This is a genomic window from Microbacterium sp. WCS2018Hpa-9, from assembly GCF_031843745.1.
In the GTDB taxonomy this organism is placed as follows: domain Bacteria; phylum Actinomycetota; class Actinomycetes; order Actinomycetales; family Microbacteriaceae; genus Microbacterium.
The window spans coordinates 315,574-330,292 of record NZ_JAVTIY010000003.1 but is presented as its reverse complement, the minus strand read 5'-3'; the positions used below and the strand labels follow the sequence as shown (position 1 = coordinate 330,292).

At 67.4% G+C, this 14,719-nt stretch carries 16 protein-coding genes; 4 read left to right on the top strand and 12 right to left on the bottom strand.

Annotation, left to right across the window (positions count from 1 at the left end):
* Positions 1-4: 4 nt before the first annotated feature.
* The 7 genes from RQG82_RS08225 to RQG82_RS08195 form a co-directional block, all read right to left on the bottom strand.
* A complete protein-coding gene (locus RQG82_RS08225; RefSeq protein WP_311258609.1) occupies positions 5-1,669 on the bottom strand; it encodes an alpha-amylase family protein in 1,665 nt (554 codons plus the stop codon).
* A complete protein-coding gene (locus RQG82_RS08220) occupies positions 1,666-2,631 on the bottom strand; it encodes a TIGR03885 family FMN-dependent LLM class oxidoreductase (protein WP_311258608.1) in 966 nt (321 codons plus the stop codon). Before RQG82_RS08220 ends, RQG82_RS08225 begins: the two co-directional genes overlap by 4 nt.
* An 89-nt stretch (positions 2,632-2,720) precedes the next feature.
* Positions 2,721-3,413: a response regulator transcription factor gene (locus tag RQG82_RS08215; protein WP_311258607.1), complete on the bottom strand. Its 693-nt coding sequence runs from the start codon at positions 3,411-3,413 to the stop codon at positions 2,721-2,723.
* Positions 3,410-4,597, bottom strand: a complete 1,188-nt coding sequence (locus RQG82_RS08210) for a histidine kinase (RefSeq protein ID WP_311258606.1) — start codon at positions 4,595-4,597, stop codon at positions 3,410-3,412. Before RQG82_RS08210 ends, RQG82_RS08215 begins: the two co-directional genes overlap by 4 nt.
* On the bottom strand, positions 4,594-5,436 hold the full coding sequence (locus RQG82_RS08205; protein WP_311258605.1) for a hypothetical protein: 843 nt from the start codon (positions 5,434-5,436) through the stop codon (positions 4,594-4,596). The genes RQG82_RS08210 and RQG82_RS08205 overlap by 4 nt, the downstream gene beginning before the upstream one ends.
* Positions 5,433-6,365: an ATP-binding cassette domain-containing protein gene (locus tag RQG82_RS08200; protein WP_311258604.1), complete on the bottom strand. Its 933-nt coding sequence runs from the start codon at positions 6,363-6,365 to the stop codon at positions 5,433-5,435. Before RQG82_RS08200 ends, RQG82_RS08205 begins: the two co-directional genes overlap by 4 nt.
* A gap of 180 nt (positions 6,366-6,545) precedes the next feature.
* A complete protein-coding gene (locus RQG82_RS08195; protein WP_311258603.1) occupies positions 6,546-7,430 on the bottom strand; it encodes an aldo/keto reductase in 885 nt (294 codons plus the stop codon).
* A gap of 90 nt (positions 7,431-7,520) precedes the next feature.
* Here RQG82_RS08195 and RQG82_RS08190 point away from each other — a divergent pair, with 90 nt between their 5' ends.
* Positions 7,521-7,829 carry an NIPSNAP family protein gene (locus RQG82_RS08190; protein ID WP_311258602.1) on the top strand — a complete coding sequence of 103 codons (309 nt, stop codon included), beginning with the start codon at positions 7,521-7,523 and terminating at the stop codon, positions 7,827-7,829.
* Between the two features lie 149 nt (positions 7,830-7,978).
* Here the strand turns inward: RQG82_RS08190 and RQG82_RS08185 are convergent, their stop codons facing one another.
* The 3 genes from RQG82_RS08185 to RQG82_RS08175 all read right to left on the bottom strand — a co-directional run bounded on the left by RQG82_RS08185 (position 7,979) and on the right by RQG82_RS08175 (position 9,086).
* On the bottom strand, positions 7,979-8,113 hold the full coding sequence (locus RQG82_RS08185) for a hypothetical protein (protein ID WP_311258601.1): 135 nt from the start codon (positions 8,111-8,113) through the stop codon (positions 7,979-7,981).
* A 149-nt stretch (positions 8,114-8,262) separates the two neighbouring features.
* Complete coding sequence (locus RQG82_RS08180; protein ID WP_311258600.1) at positions 8,263-8,397, bottom strand: hypothetical protein; 135 nt, start codon at positions 8,395-8,397, stop codon at positions 8,263-8,265.
* 137 nt (positions 8,398-8,534) lie between these two features.
* Positions 8,535-9,086: a hypothetical protein gene (locus tag RQG82_RS08175; protein WP_311258599.1), complete on the bottom strand. Its 552-nt coding sequence runs from the start codon at positions 9,084-9,086 to the stop codon at positions 8,535-8,537.
* Between the two features lie 541 nt (positions 9,087-9,627).
* Here RQG82_RS08175 and RQG82_RS08170 point away from each other — a divergent pair.
* The 3 genes from RQG82_RS08170 to RQG82_RS08160 all read left to right on the top strand — a co-directional run bounded on the left by RQG82_RS08170 (position 9,628) and on the right by RQG82_RS08160 (position 12,334).
* On the top strand, positions 9,628-9,948 hold the full coding sequence (locus RQG82_RS08170; protein ID WP_311258598.1) for a TraR/DksA C4-type zinc finger protein: 321 nt from the start codon (positions 9,628-9,630) through the stop codon (positions 9,946-9,948).
* Positions 9,949-10,042: 94 nt separating this feature from the next.
* Positions 10,043-11,527: an FAD-dependent tricarballylate dehydrogenase TcuA gene (tcuA, locus tag RQG82_RS08165; RefSeq protein WP_311258597.1), complete on the top strand. Its 1,485-nt coding sequence runs from the start codon at positions 10,043-10,045 to the stop codon at positions 11,525-11,527.
* Between the two features lie 90 nt (positions 11,528-11,617).
* Positions 11,618-12,334, top strand: a complete 717-nt coding sequence (locus RQG82_RS08160) for a GntR family transcriptional regulator (RefSeq protein ID WP_311258596.1) — start codon at positions 11,618-11,620, stop codon at positions 12,332-12,334.
* Positions 12,335-12,407: 73 nt separating this feature from the next.
* Here RQG82_RS08160 and RQG82_RS08155 read toward each other — a convergent pair whose 3' ends face one another.
* Positions 12,408-13,586, bottom strand: a complete 1,179-nt coding sequence (locus RQG82_RS08155) for an MFS transporter (protein WP_311258595.1) — start codon at positions 13,584-13,586, stop codon at positions 12,408-12,410.
* Positions 13,587-13,614: 28 nt separating this feature from the next.
* Complete coding sequence (locus RQG82_RS08150; RefSeq protein ID WP_311258594.1) at positions 13,615-14,700, bottom strand: PrpF domain-containing protein; 1,086 nt, start codon at positions 14,698-14,700, stop codon at positions 13,615-13,617.
* Positions 14,701-14,719 lie beyond the last annotated feature (19 nt).

The following is a 14,719-nucleotide window of genomic DNA, read 5'->3' as shown; positions in this document are numbered from 1 at the left end:
GGGCTCAGGTCACTCGACCGTCGCCGGGGCGCGACACGCGAAGCCAGCGATAGCCGTATGCCGGCACCTCGAGTTCGACCCCGCCCTTCGGATCGAGCGCCAGGCGCGACGACTCGAGCAGGTCGACCAGAGTCGTGCCCTCCGGCTCGTCAGCCAGTCGGAACGACGTGGTGACCGGCACCTCTGCGAAATTGTGGAGGGCGATCATGCGTCCGACGTCGGCCGTCAGCGAGTGCACGAGAAGCGACTCGGCGGGCTGGTCGATGACCTCGAACGTGCCCCAACCGAGCTCCGGGGAGATCCGGTAGCTCGAGGTGAGGGCGCGGATGAAGTACAGCAGGGAGCCACGGTCATCCAGCTGGGCGGCGACGTTCACGTGCTCCGGCGCATACCCGTCGGACGGCGGGCGAGCCACGAGACGGCTCGGCACGGCATCCGAGAATCCTCCGTTGCGATCGTCGGACCACTGCATCGGAGTCCGCACCGCTTCCCTGCCGGGGATCTCGATGTTCTCGCCCATGCCGATCTCCTCGCCGTAGAACAGCACCGGAGTGCCGGGCAGGGTGAACAGCAGGCTGTAGGCCATGCGGACGCGGCGCGGGTCGCCATCGAGCATCGGCGGGAGCCGCCGGGTGATGCCTCGTCCGAACACCCGCTGGCGCTCGTCGGGCGCGAACGTCTCGAACACCTCCTGCCGCTCGCTGTCGCTGAGCTTGTCGAGGGTCAGCTCGTCGTGGTTGCGCAGGAAGTTCGCCCACTGCACCTCGGCGCCGAGCACGGGACGGGCACGCAGCGCCTCGATCAGCGGACCCGGATCCTTGCGGGCAAAAGAGAGGTACAGCGACTGCATCCCGACGAAGTCGAACTGCATCGTGAGCTCGTCGCCGTCGTCGCCACCGAAGTACTGCGCCTGCTCGTCGTAGGGCAGGTTGACCTCGCCGAGCAGGATCGCCTCGCTCGACCGACGCTGCAGGAACCGGCGCATGTCGCGCAGCAGTTCGTGCGGCTCGGGGATGCCGGCGCCCTCGGGGATCTCGAGGAGAAAAGGCACCGCATCGACGCGGAAGCCCGAGATGCCCAGCTGCAACCAGAACCCGATGACCTTCGCGATCTCGTCTCGCACGCGGGGGTTGGCGATGTTCAGGTCGGGCTGGTGCTCATAGAAGCTGTGCTGATACCACTGCCCCGACTTCTCGTCCTTGCCCCAGATGCCGTTCGCCTGGCCGGGGAAGACGGCGTTCTTCTGGCCTTTCGGGGGCGCGTCGTCGCGCCAGACGTAGTAGTCCCGGTAGGGCGAGTCGACGCTGCGCTTGGCGGCGAGGAACCACGGATGCTTGTCAGAGGTGTGGTTGATGACCAGATCGACGATCACCCGCATCCCCCGATCGCGCGCGGTGCGGATGACCTCGACGAGGTCGCCGTGGCTGCCGAGCCTCGAGTCGATGCCGTAGAAGTCGCTGACGTCATAGCCGTCGTCACGGTCGGGGCTCGGATAGAAGGGCATCAGCCACAGGCAGGTGACGCCGAGCTGCGACAGGTAGTCGATGCGCTGCGCGAGGCCCTGCAGGTCACCGACCCCGTCGCCGTTCGAGTCGAGGAAGGTCTCGACATCGAGGCAATAGACCACCGCGGTCTTCCACCAGAGGTCGCTCGTATCGGTGATCTTCACAGTCGCTCCTTGAGTGCGGGGATGAGCTCGGATTCTGCGGCGGCGAGGAAGTACGACTGCTCGGTGCCGACGTGGTGCAGATACACGCGATCGAATCCGATCTCCGCGAGGTCGGCGATGCGGCCGGCCAACGCCGTGGCATCGTGGTCGACCAACACGGCCTTTCGCAGCTCGCCCTTGTCGAGGCCCGCCACCGCCGCCTCGAAGTCCTCGGGCTGCTCGAGATCCCACGTCGCCGGGGGTGAGAGCAGACCGTTGGTCCACTGGTCGCGGGCGATGGCGAAGGCCGCCTCATCGCTCTCCGCGAGGCTGAGGTGCACCTGCAAGACGAAGGGCCCCGTGCCCCCGGCGCCGCGGTAGGCCTCGACGACGCGCTGCAGCGCGGCCGGCTCCTGGGCCACGGTCGCCAGGCCCTGCGCCCACGAGGCCGCCCACTCGGCGGTCTCGGCGCTCACGGCGGTCGCGAACAGCGGCGGCGGCTCGGCGGGCCTGCTCCACACTCGCGCCCGGTGCACGCGCACCAGGCCGTCGTGGTCGACCTCTTGGCCCTCGATCAGTCGACGGATGACGTCGACGCTCTCGCGCAGTCGCTCATTGCGGACATGCTTCTCAGGCCAGCCCTCGCCCGTCACGTGCTCGTTGACCGCCTCGCCACTGCCCATCGCGGCCCAGAAGCGGCCGGGGAACATCTCCTCGAGAGTCGCGAATGCCTGGGCGATCATCACCGGGTGATAGCGCTGGCCGGGGGCATTGACCATTCCGATCGAGAACTCCGTGCAGGCGAGCGCTGCCGCGATCCAGCTCAGCGCGAAGCCCGACTCGCCCTGGGCCCTGGTCCACGGCGCGAGGTGGTCGGAACACATCGCCCCGTCGAACCCCGCGCGCTCGGCGCCGATCACCGCGTCGAGAAGCGCGCTCGGTGCGATCTGCTCGTGCGAGGCATGAAAACCGATGAAGACCATGCGCCGAGTCTGACAACGAACACGGGCGCACGGCAGTGGTAGACACTCCGCAGCGAGTCTGCGAAGATGGGCGGCCCTGCGCGGCGGGGTTACTGGCCAGTGGGCCTGACTACGCCGAGCTCGTACGCCAGGATGACCGCCTGCACACGATGGGGCAGATCGAGCTTCACGAGGATGCGGCCGAAGTGGGCCTTGACCGTGGATTCGCTCAGGTGCAGGGCTTTCGCGATCTCGGTGTTCGTGAGGCCGCGCCCGATGTGCACGAAGACGTCGCGTTCGCGGTCGGTCAGCACCGAGAGGGCGTGATCCTGAGCCTGCGGGGTGCGAGGAGCCAGGTGCGGCAGGGCGACTTCGATGAGCTTGGAGGTGATCCGCGGGGCGACCACGGCGTCGCCAGTCGCGACCGTGCGGATCGCGGCGACGAGTTCAGCCGGTCGGGTGTTCTTGAGCAGGAATCCTGCGGCTCCGGCCTGCAGCGCCCCGAAGGCGAACTCGTCGAGGTCATAGGTGGTCAGCACGAGCACCCGGGTTCGCGGCAGCCGCGCGGTGAGGTGGCGCGTCGCTTCGATGCCGTCTGTGCCGGGCATGCGCACATCCATCAGGATGACGTCTGGCCCCAGCGCGATCGCGGCGTCGACGGCAGCTGCCCCGTCGGAGGCTTCGCCCACGACCTGGATGTCGTCCTCTGCCTCGAGCACGAGACGGAGGCCATAACGCACCAGCTCCTGATCGTCGGCGATCAGCACGCGGATCCGGGAGGCGTGGTCATCGGATGTCGTCATCGGTTCTCCGTCTGCAGTCGTACGAACACGCGCCAGCCTCCGCCGGGTCGGGGCCCGGCTTCGACGTGCCCGTCGTAGAACGCGGCTCGTTCGCGAATGCCGACCAGGCCGCGGCCCGGGTCGGCGATGGGGCGAGCCGGCGCCGAGCGGTCCTCCACGAGGATCGACACGTCGTCGTCGCCGATGCTGATCTGCACCACGACATCCTGCACGTCGCGCGCGTGCCTCAGCACATTGGTCAGCGCCTCCTGCACGATGCGATAGACCGTCAGCCCCACCATGGCATCGGCATCGATGACGCCCGTCTGCTCGAATCGAACAGGCAGACCCGCGCTGCGCGACTCTTCGACGAGAGACGGAATGCGCTCCATGGTCGCCTGCGTCGGCTGCCGGTCGACCGCGTCGCCCTCGCCGCGGACCGTCGTCAGCAGGCGACGCATCTCGACGAGCGTCCGGCGTCCGGTCTCGGCGACCTGCCCGATCGCCCGGCGGGACTCGTCCGGTCGAGCGGCCGCCGCGGCCTGCGCACCGTCGGCGACCGCGATCATCACGGCGAGGCTGTGGGCGATCACGTCGTGCATCTCCCGTGCGATCCGCTCTCGTTCGAGCGCGGCAGCGATATGCGCCTCCTGGTCGCGCTCTCGGCGCATCTGATCCGCTCGGTCCAGGAGCGTGCGGAGCTCGCGCCGCCGGTGACCGACGTTAACCCCGACGAGGGTGGAGATCAATGAGACCCCGATCACGACGGTGGTGATGCCGAGCCAGTCTAGAGGCCAGGCGTCGACGTCCACCCGCGGTGCGAGCCCGAGCAGGGGCGGGCCGAGGCGCACGCGGATCGACAGCACCAGCGCGGCGACCGTGCCCGACACGGCCGCCGCGGCGAACGCCAGCCAGGCACGCTGCGGCCTGGTGACGACTGCGCTTCGGTACAGCGCCCCGACGACCAGCACCGCTTCGGCGCCCGATCCGCCGGCGAACGACAGAGGCAGAAGAGCGAGCGCCGCGATGAAGGCCACGAGCGGATGCCGTCGCGAGACGAGGATCGTCGCGATGCCGGCGAGGAAGAGCGCCACGAGCGCCCACGCGGGGGTGGTCAGAGACGACTCGAGCGACAGGTACCCGAGAGCCAGCGAGACCGCCGAATACCCGACGAGAGCCACGAGATCGGATCGCCGCGGTGTCATACGTCTCTCGTGCGCAGGGCGATCGCGCCCGCGGCGAGCGCGACCGCCGCCCAGACAGCCGCGATCATCCACCCCGCACCGACGCTGATATGACCGCTCCACAGGTCGAGGAACGGACCGCCTTCTGCCCCGACGCGACTCATCGCATCGCCCGCATTGCCCAGCTGGGCGATGCGCAGAGCGCGGGACAGCAGCCCGTACGGAAGCAGCGACGTCAGGACGGGGAGCAGCAGCGTGGCCAGGAAGACGATGATCGCTCCCGCGGTCGTCGATCGCACGAGTGCCCCGATGCCCACCCCGAAGAGTGCGCAGAGCCCGAGATACCCCGCCGAGCTGAGCAGCGCGAGCACGACCCCGGGTGCGGTGAGCGGTGCCGCGAGGCCGAACTGTGCATAGATCGGCGTGGTGAGCGCCCATGCGCTGAACACCGTGACGAGGGCGGTCGCGGTGATGGCGGTGAACGCCACGACCGCCTTCGCGCGAAGGACGCGCAGCCGGTCGGGCACCGCGACGAACGTGGGCTGAATCGAGCCCGATGCGTATTCGGCGCCGATCAGCATGACTCCGAGGATACCGGCGATGATCTGGCCGAGGACGACGGTCGGCACCGTGACGTCGGCCATGGTGCGCTCGATCAGGAGCACCGACGGCGCACCCGACGACTCGAGCGTCACGCCGAGGAACAGGCTGCCGCCCACCCCGATGAGGAAGATCGCCGCGAGGGCGAGCACGGAGGAGGGCAGGCTGAACAGCTTGATCCACTCCGACTGCAGCACGTGGGCGAACGCGGGGCGGCGAGTGCGCGCATCCGCTCGTCGGGGATTGGTGGTGAGGGTCATCGTCCGGCTCCTTCGGTGGCGTCCTGCGCGGTCGCGCGGTATTCGGTGTCGTGCGCGGTGAGGGCGAGGTAGGCGTCTTCGAGCGAGCCCTCGACGGTGGCGATCTCGTACAGCACGATGCCTGCATCGGACGCGGCACGCGCCACGTCCTCGGCGGCGACGCCCTCGATCTCGACCGCACCATCCGGGTGCGTCGTCATGGTGACCTGAGGGCCCGCGAGGGTGCTCAGGAGTCGCTCGACCTCTCTGGTCCGCACGCGCACCACGGATCGGGTCACACCCGCGACCACGTCGTGCAGAGGGCCGTCCGCCAGAATCGTCCCCCGGCCGATGACCAGCAGATGGTCGGCCGTCTGCGTCATCTCGCTCATCAGATGCGACGAGAGCAGCACGGTCTTCCCCTCCCCCGCGAGCTGTCGCAGCAGGCCGCGGATCCACAGGATGCCGTCGGGGTCGAGGCCGTTCACCGGCTCGTCGAGGATGATCGTCTGCGGGTCTCCGAGCAGAGCTGCGGCGATCCCCAACCGCTGGTTCATGCCGAGCGAGAATCCGCCGACCCGCCTGTCCGCCACAGCATCCAGTCCTGCGATCTCGATCACCTCGCGCACGCGGGCGGCGCCGATGGCATGAGTGGCCGCGATCGCCCGCAGGTGCTTGTAGGCGGTGCGGCGTCTGTGCGCCGAGCGCGCATCGAGCAGAACGCCTACCTCGCGCAGCGGTGCGGGCAGATCCGCGTAGGCCCGACCGTTGACCTCCGCGGTGCCCGCGGTCGGCCGGTCCAAGCCGACGATCATCCTCATGGTGGTGGATTTTCCGGCCCCGTTGGGTCCGAGGAATCCGGTGACCGTGCCCGGTTCGACGGTGAAGTCGATGCCGTTCACGGCCACCTTCTCGCCGTAGTGCTTCGTCAGAGACTGAACTCGAATCATGTCGTGCCTTTCGTTCGCCTTCGACGTTACGAACGACGGCGCGCGGGCACATCGGGCTGCGGTCCTGACCCTGACTGTGAGGCAGTACCAGGGTCTACATCCCGACCTCGGTGGTCACACAGACTGTCCAAGGCGGGCCGGCCGTCGGCCCGGTGACGGCGTACGAATCCTGCGGCTGACTCAGTCCTGATCGAGTGCGGTGAGTTCGTCCGTGGTCAGTTCGAGGTCGGCGGCCGCAGCGGAGTCGCGGATCGACTGGGACCGCTTGGCACCCGGGATGGGGATGAGCACCGGCGACTGCGCCAGCTCCCACGCCAGCGCGACCTGCTGGGCGCTCACGCCTCGGGCCTCGGCCACCTTCTGGAAGGCCGGATGCCGGGAGGCGAGCTCCTTGGCGTCCGACAGCCCACCGAGAGGGCTCCAAGCCAGGAACGCCAGCCCCAGCTCGGTGCAGACATCGATCTCGGGGTGACTGCTGCGGAACTTCGGGCTGAACTGGTTCTGCACGCTGACGAGGCTGTCTCCCAGCGTCTCGTGCGCCACTCGGATCTGACCGGGGTCGGCGTTGGACACTCCGATCATCCGAACCTTGCCGCTGGCAGCGATCTCGGCCAGGGTGCCGATGATGTCGGCGTAGTCGATCTTGGGGTCGGGGCGGTGGTGCTGCCACAGTGCGATCTGCTCCACCCCGAGGCGGGACAGGCTGGCGTCGACGGCACGGCGCAGGTGCTCGGGCCGCCCATCGTGATCCCAGCCGCCGCCGTCAGTGCGGAAGGCGCCGCCCTTCGTGGCGAGGAGCACGCGGTCGCGCACGCCCAACTCGTCGAGGATCGAGGCGATGAGCTTCTCGTTCTCGCCCTGCGCGTCAGGCCCGAGTTCCTGGCCGGGTCCGTAGGCGTCGGCCGTGTCGAAGAGCGTGACACCCGCGTCGAGGGCGGCGCGGACGGTGTCGAGCAACTGCTCCCGGGGTTGATGACCGGTCTGGTCGAACGTCATCAGTCCGAGCCCGACCGCCCCGACCTCGATACGACCGACGGTGTCATTGCCGAGTGTGCGCGTCTGCATGGGTCGATCCTACGACCGTCGAAGCGGTCGCTCCGGTGGTCGCCGAACGAGCAGACGATCGAGTCCCCGCCCTCTGAGAGGATGAACGTCATGATCACCGTTCACCTGCGCTACGAGATCGACCCGGACAAGCTCGACGACTTCACCGAGTACGGCCGCGCCTGGATCCGACTGGTGGCGAAGCACGGCGGAACCCACCACGGTTATTTCCTGCCGAGCGAAGGCGACAGCGACGAAGCGTTCGCACTGTTCACCTTCCCCTCACTGGCCGAGTACGAAAGGTACCGCACGGCCTCGAAGACCGATCCCGAGTGCGTGGAGGCCTTCGAACTCGCCCGCAGAACGCAGTGCATCCGCCGCTACGAAAGACGCTTCCTCAGCCCCGTCTTCTCGGCGTGAGCCGATCCCGCACATCCATCACGTTTCGTCTCGCTGCTCCGCTGATCGCTCGACGACCGGAACGGCCCCGGAGTTCCCCCGGTCGTTGAGCGAGGACGACGAAGTCGACCGAGACGACACGGCTGACGCCTGACCCCGGTGCCCGGGGCCTAGGTCTCCTGGTCAGGATCCGCAGCGGAACCCGCCTCGAGCTCGCGAAGGCGCTTCAGCTGCGTCCACGGCCAGAAGGCGATCCAGGCGATGGAGACGATCGAGGCGCCCATGATCATCGAAGCGATATCCATGCGGTCCACGCTACGGACTCCGCGCGGTCGCGGGCATCCCCCGACGGCGCGGCGAGCGCATCACCGTGCGCGGCCTGGGTGCTGACGATGGCCGAACACTCCGTGAGGAGTCTGGTCGACCATCGTCAGGGGTGCACGGACTCCGCTGATCAGCGGCTGGCCACCTTGCGCGGCTTCAGAAATTCTTCCGGCTCGCGCTTTTCGCGTTTCGCTGCTCGTTTTTCCTTGATGGACATTTGCGGGGCCTTTTTCGCCCCTCGAGTGTTGGGTGTCTTACCGGACATAAAATCGCTTCCCCTTTTTCTGGCTGGCGCGTGACTTTTGACCATAACCCACTTCCATGGAAAGTCAAATCACTGCCAAACGCAGTCTTTCGCGCCCGTTCGCCTGCCTTACGACCGCGACCCCTGAGCCGCTTTTATCAGATGAAATCATTCGTCGACGCCTGTGCGATCGTCTGGCCTCGAATCTCATCGAGGGTCAGCACCGCTGCGGGGTTCGCCCCGGGGGGACGTTGTGCGAGTTCTTCCAGCCGGACGGCGATGAGCGTGGAACTCACGGAGCGATTCACGAAGAGAGCCGCTACGTCCGCATCGATGCCACGGGTGCGCTGCATGCGTCGGTGGATGGACAGCACCCATCGGTGCACTCGCGTGGACATCCACGCATCGGGGAGGTCGTCAGCAAGGTGAATCACGATGATGATGTGCGATACCGAGGACGGAATCCGCGGAACACTGCGCTTGTGGCTCTGCAGAAGAGCAGCGAAGCCGGATCTGGTGTGCACGCAGCGTGCGTCGACCCCGATGACGAAGAGGGTCGGGCTGAGCCGCGGGGGCCGATCGGCGCGACCGATCGGAGTGAGGCATGCCAGCGGATCTCCACTGACCTCGACGACGCGGGTCGACGAATCGATCATTCGGATGTCGTCCTCGAATCCCTTGCGGGCGAGCGGGGCGGTTTCGATTACCAATTACCTGTCCTTTTTACGCCAAGAAGCGCGTCACGGAAGTGACACGCTCACCGTCCCTTTGGTATTCACCAACCGTTCGGGGGCGCGCGGCGGATGCGCAAGAATCGCGTTCCGGTGTCCACCAGGAAGGAATTCGCCGCAGCAAGCCGGGCAGGCGGCACCGCTGCGACAGGAGAATCGCGCGGAAAGAAATGCCGCCATGCCCCTCACCATAGCCACCGCTGCAAAGAACGCAAGCGCCACGGGGTTTCGGCTGCCAGAGTTGCTTTTTCCGTGGGTGAGGCTATGGTGAGGGCCATGACCATGTCGGCTGCCCTCACCCGTACGGAGCGTCTTTCTGACGCGTCTGTGGTGACGAGCGCAGTCGACATCGCAGGAGCCCGACACGAGATTCTCCCGCCCCGGCAGCAGTTCACCGACGGTGGCCTGCTGATCCGGTCCGTCTCTCGCGCTGCGTCCCCGTAAACCGTTCCTCGGTCTACCCGACATCCCACCCAGCGCGTCGCACCTGCGGCGCTTTTTTTGTACCCAAGGAGCAGCCATGACCGATCTCACCACTGTCGTCACCCTTCCGAACATCGCGGAGACCAGAGCACAGCTCGAGCGTCTCCGTGACGAGCGTGAGGGCGTTCTCCGAGCGCTCGAACCGCACGCGCTCCCGTCCGTGGATCCCGTCGCCTACCAGACCGCGGCCTCCCACCGAGCCGTGATTCGTCAGCTCACCGCCGCCCTCGATCGGATCGACGCCGGCACGTACGGTCGCTGCGAACGCTGCGGAGAACGCATCGCACCGGCACGTCTGGAAGCCCTCCCCCACGCGTCCGCCTGCATCAGGTGCCAAAGCCATACCGACGCCGCGTAGTCGACGGAGAACTTCGCCTACGTCTTCTCGTGTGCTTAAATTGCATACAGGTCGCACACAATTAACGGTGACCGCCTGATGGGAACGAGAAGTCATGGTCGACACCCTCACGGAGAATCCTCACGATGTGATCGTCGTGGGTGGAGGCAACGCGGGCTTCACTGCCGCGCACGCAGCGGCCGTCCGCGGGCGCAAAGTCCTTCTTCTCGAGCGCGGACCAGTCGGAATGCACGGCGGCAACAGCTATTACACGGCCGGTGCCACCCGTATCGCGCACGGAGGCCTGGACGATCTACGAGACACCCTGGAACCGGACGAACGACATGAGCGCACCATCGTCCCGCCGTACTCCCCCACGGAATATGCGGCGGACCTCGCAAAGGTGACGGATGGCCGCAACGACCCTGACCTCACCGCGGTGCTCGTCGAGCAGAGCGGCCCGACTCTGCGCTGGCTGACGAGGCTCGGTCTGCGATACCGGCTGATGTACGAACGTCAGGCCTACGAGCGCCCTGATGGTTCTTTCCTGTTCTGGGGAGGTCTGCACGTCGGAAACGTCGGCGGCGGAGAGGGGCTCATCGCAGATCACACTCGCATCGCCGATGAGCTCGGAACAGATGTCCGCTACGGCATCGAAGTCCGCGATCTGCTCGTCTCGGACGACGGGCGGGTGATCGGTGTCTGCGCCGTCGATCCTGCGGGCGACCTCGTCGAGTTCCGCGCAGAGAGCGTGATCCTCGCTGCCGGAGGTTTCGAGGCGAGCCCAGAACTGCGGCGAAAGCACCTCGGCGAAGGCTGGCAGCACGCCGTCGTGCGCGGCACGCCGTACAACACCGGCCGAATGCTCGAAGCAGCCATCGCGATCGGCGCCGACCGCGGCGGCGATTGGTCGACGGCGCACAGCGTGCAGTGGGACGCCGAAGCGCCGGATAACGCGAGCAACCGAGAACTCACCAACCGCCTCACGCGCCAGAGCTACCCCTTGGGAATCATCGTCAATGCCGAGGGCCGACGGTTTCTCGATGAGGGCGCGGACTTCCGCAACTACACATATGCGAAGTACGGCGGCGTCATCCTCGAGCAGCCAGGCTCTGTGGCCTACCAGATCTTCGATGCCGAGTTGCGCCCGATGCTCCGCACGGAGGAGTACGACATGCCTGGCGTCGGCGTTCACGAAGCCGACACGATCGCCGATCTCGCACGGTCCATCGGAGTACCCACTGGTGCTCTGACCGAGACGGTCGAGACGTTCAATTCGAGCATCGACACGACCATCGTGCTGGACCCGACCGTCAAGGACGGCCGCAGAGCGAACGTCGCGCCTCCGAAGAGCAACTGGGCATCAGCCCTCACGACTCCCCCGTTCTTCGCCTACCCGGTGACGTGCGGAATCACCTTCACCTTCGGCGGCCTTCGGGGCGACACCGAAGGTCGAGTCCTCCGCGCAGATGGGACGGCCATACCCGGCCTGCTCGTCTGCGGTGAGATGCTCGGCGGACTCTTCAGCGGAAACTACCCGGGCGGCTCCGGCCTCGCCGCCGGGATCGTGTTCGGGCGACGTGCCGGGAACATCGCCTGACGGCGGCGGACGCCCGGCTAAAATGCGTGCGCACGGCTTTCAATCTCCGACCAGGACGATCGAGGGAGCGCGCAGGAGAGTGAGTCAGCTATGAGTTCGTCGGTACCGACGACTGCAGACGGCATGAGCGAGCTGCTCGCCGGGTATCGCCCCACGACTGCATCGCGCGGCGGGGCGGTCGGCGACACCGTCTACGCGATCCGCGAGGCGATCCTCGACGGCGTGCTCGCCCCTGATGTCTGGTTGCGCGAGGTCGTGCTGTCCGAGGCCCTCGGCGTCAGCCGTACCCCGGTCCGCGAAGCGCTCAATCGACTCGAGGAAGAAGGGCTCGTCGCACGCACTCCCGGTGTCGGAGCTCAGGTCACGAGACTCTCCTTCGAAGACATGTCGGCGGTATACCAGGTGCGGGGCAGCCTTGAGTCGTTGGCGGCGGAGTACGCGACACGGCAGGGAAAGCCCGAGCACTTCGAGCAGTTCCAGAGACTGCAGGAGCGCATGTCGGCAGCGACAGCTGCCACAGACCTCGACGATTTCTACCGAGCGAACGTCGACTTCCACCATCTGCTCTCGGTCGCGGCCGACAACGCATACCTGTCGCGCCTGCTGGCGACCGTCGAAGTCGCCATCCGCCGGTTCGGCACTCGGTCGCTGAGCCCTGAGCGCATGCGCGACGTTCTCGACGAGCACGCTGCCATCATCGATGCGATGATCGCCGGCGACCCGGAGAGAGCGGGTGCCGCCGCCGCATCGCACGCCTCAAGCGCTCGGACGTCGTCTCTCAGTCGACTGCTCGGCCGTCCGATCTGAGCCGTGGTCGATTCGCTCACGCGACTCGACCACGCCTGCCTGACTTGCGGATGTCGTCGCGCACGCGATCCCGTCAGTGCTCTCTGGGAGGCTCGCGAACTGCGGCCTCCCAGATCCCCGATGCCGTCAGCGCGGCGACTTGCACGACCATCACCGACGCAACCCCGAACACCGATGCGACGGCGCCCGCGAGCAGCGGAGTCGCGAGTTGCGCGACACGGTTTCCGAGCAGCCGCATCGCCAATCCGCTCGAGCGCTGGCGGGCCGGCAGCGCGACCGCCACGGCGGTCATCGTCAGCGGCTGTCCCATACCGAGCAGGAACCCGCCGATCGCAAGGGCGCTGAACATCACCGCCGGCGCGGGGAGAGCGGCGATCACTGCCAGACATGCGGCCGCGCCGAGAACGCTCGCGACGATCAGCCACCGCTGCCCGAATCGCCTTCCGAGCGGGCCGAGCAGCAGCCTCGACAGCATCGACGAGATGCCTCGCACCGCGAGCATCGAACCGATCACTGCAGGAGAGATTCCTGCCTGTGCGCCGAGAACCGGAAGATAAGCGGTCAGGATATCGACCGAGGTGAGCACCGCCGCGCTGACGACGATCGCGCGTGTCACTCCCGGCGTGCGAAGGATCGAACCGAAGCCGGCCGCATCGTCGTTTCCCGGCGAGGCGTATCGTCGCACCGCGCCGCTTGCGAAGGCCGCTACCACCGGCACCGCCAGGACCGCGCACAGCCAGAAGGTGAGAGAGATGCCCTCTCGAGACGGGTTCACCGGTCCTACGGTGAACCCGGCGAGCAGCGGTCCTGCTGCCTGCCCGAGCGCCATGCCGGCGGTCATCCAGCCGAAACCGTCGTTGTACGACGTAGCCGGCGCGGAGCGGGATATCCACGCCTGAGCACCGAGAAGGATGCCGAGATTCGAGACGCCGATCAGCGCGCACGCAGCGAGGAGCCCCGCAACCGTCGTCGTCATCGCGCCGACGATGCATGCTGCGATCAGGAGCATGCCCGAGAAGAAGGGCACGATCGCGATTCTCGACAGCCGACCGGCGAATGCCCCCAGCGGAAGCGCAATGAGCATCGGCAGAACGGCGAACGACGCCGCGATGATCCCGATCGTCGCCGGGTCTGCGCCGAGCTCGAGCCCTGCGTAGCTGGCTGCAGGTCGCACAGCGAAGAGCACGATCTGGGACAGTGACGCGCCGAGCAGCGGACGCCACAGCCACCCTCCACGCTCAGGGGCGGCCACGCGTCTCCGTGCCGCCGTCACAGCACCATCAGTTCTCGCGCGGGTAGACGCGGCCGTCCATGAGTCGGCGCGCTGTGCGCACCACGCCGAGCGATCGAACGGCACCGTCGGGATCGACCTCCACCTGCGCCTCGGTGATTCCGAGCGGATGCCGGATGCGCAGTCCGCCTCTGGGACCGCCGGCGGCTTCGGCGACGACGGTGCCGGGGATCGATGCGGCTGCCGCAAGGCAGAGGGCGCCGGTCATGGGCAGGCCTCGATGCACGCGCCCCATTGAGAACGCGACGATGTCGACGTCGGCGTCCGCATCGGTGGACGGACCCACGAGCATGAGCCTCGGCACAGCCGGAGCGTTCCGTGTCGCGTCGTTCATGTCGAGGGCGCGACCGAGTGCCACCGTGGCCGAGGCGCGCGCTCGTTCGGCATTCGCGAGGAAGACGGCGTCCGAGTTCAGCTCGGCGACGGAGCGCCCCGCCACCTCGCCGAGAGCATCCAGGCGTGCGAAGGCGTTCGGGTGCGCGGCGTCCACGACAGACAGAGTCACCATGCCGTTCGGAGTCTCGATCGCGTTCGTCGGTGCCCCGAGGGGAAGCAGCGAGCCGAGCACTCCACCCGCGGGGTCGAGGTATCGAGTCACGACGGGTGAGCCGGTGCCTGGTACTCCTGCGATCGCCAGGTCGCCGGTCGTCGCCGCCCTGCCGTCCGGAGTCTCGACGTCGGCGAGTATCTCCACACCTGTGTTGCCGTTGATGAGGCGCACCCGAGTCAGCGGCTCGGTGACGGCGACCAGGCCCTCGTCGATCGCGAACGGGCCGACTGCCGTCGTGAGGTTGCCGCAATTGCCAGACCAGTCGACCTGCGCCGTATCGATCCCGACCTGGGCGAACCAGTAGGTGATGGCGTCTCCCGGCCCCGGCTCCACGATCACCGCCTTGCTGGTGCTCGACACGGTGCCGCCCATGCCGTCGATCTGAAGGGGGTCGGGGCTCCCCATGATGCCGAGCAGCACACGATCACGCTCAGGGGCGGCGGACGGAAGATCGGATGCGTGGAGGAACACGCCCTTGCTCGTGCCACCTCGCATGTACACGGCGGGAATCGATGTCGCGTTCACTGGATGCCTATCTGATCGG

What these genes read in the sequence shown, in the direction of transcription:
- RQG82_RS08185 (WP_311258601.1), bottom strand. Translation starts at nt 8,113, where the DNA reads ATGGATATCGCTTCGATGATCATGGGCGCCTCGATCGTCTCCATCGCC.
- RQG82_RS08220 (WP_311258608.1), bottom strand. Translation starts at nt 2,631, where the DNA reads ATGGTCTTCATCGGTTTTCATGCCTCGCACGAGCAGATCGCACCGAGC.
- RQG82_RS08210 (WP_311258606.1), bottom strand. Translation starts at nt 4,597, where the DNA reads ATGACACCGCGGCGATCCGATCTCGTGGCTCTCGTCGGGTATTCGGCG.
- RQG82_RS08160 (WP_311258596.1), top strand. Translation starts at nt 11,618, where the DNA reads ATGAGTTCGTCGGTACCGACGACTGCAGACGGCATGAGCGAGCTGCTC.
- RQG82_RS08190 (WP_311258602.1), top strand. Translation starts at nt 7,521, where the DNA reads ATGATCACCGTTCACCTGCGCTACGAGATCGACCCGGACAAGCTCGAC.
- RQG82_RS08170 (WP_311258598.1), top strand. Translation starts at nt 9,628, where the DNA reads ATGACCGATCTCACCACTGTCGTCACCCTTCCGAACATCGCGGAGACC.
- RQG82_RS08195 (WP_311258603.1), bottom strand. Translation starts at nt 7,430, where the DNA reads ATGCAGACGCGCACACTCGGCAATGACACCGTCGGTCGTATCGAGGTC.
- RQG82_RS08205 (WP_311258605.1), bottom strand. Translation starts at nt 5,436, where the DNA reads ATGACCCTCACCACCAATCCCCGACGAGCGGATGCGCGCACTCGCCGC.
- RQG82_RS08215 (WP_311258607.1), bottom strand. Translation starts at nt 3,413, where the DNA reads ATGACGACATCCGATGACCACGCCTCCCGGATCCGCGTGCTGATCGCC.
- tcuA (WP_311258597.1), top strand. Translation starts at nt 10,043, where the DNA reads ATGGTCGACACCCTCACGGAGAATCCTCACGATGTGATCGTCGTGGGT.
- RQG82_RS08180 (WP_311258600.1), bottom strand. Translation starts at nt 8,397, where the DNA reads ATGTCCGGTAAGACACCCAACACTCGAGGGGCGAAAAAGGCCCCGCAA.
- RQG82_RS08200 (WP_311258604.1), bottom strand. Translation starts at nt 6,365, where the DNA reads ATGATTCGAGTTCAGTCTCTGACGAAGCACTACGGCGAGAAGGTGGCC.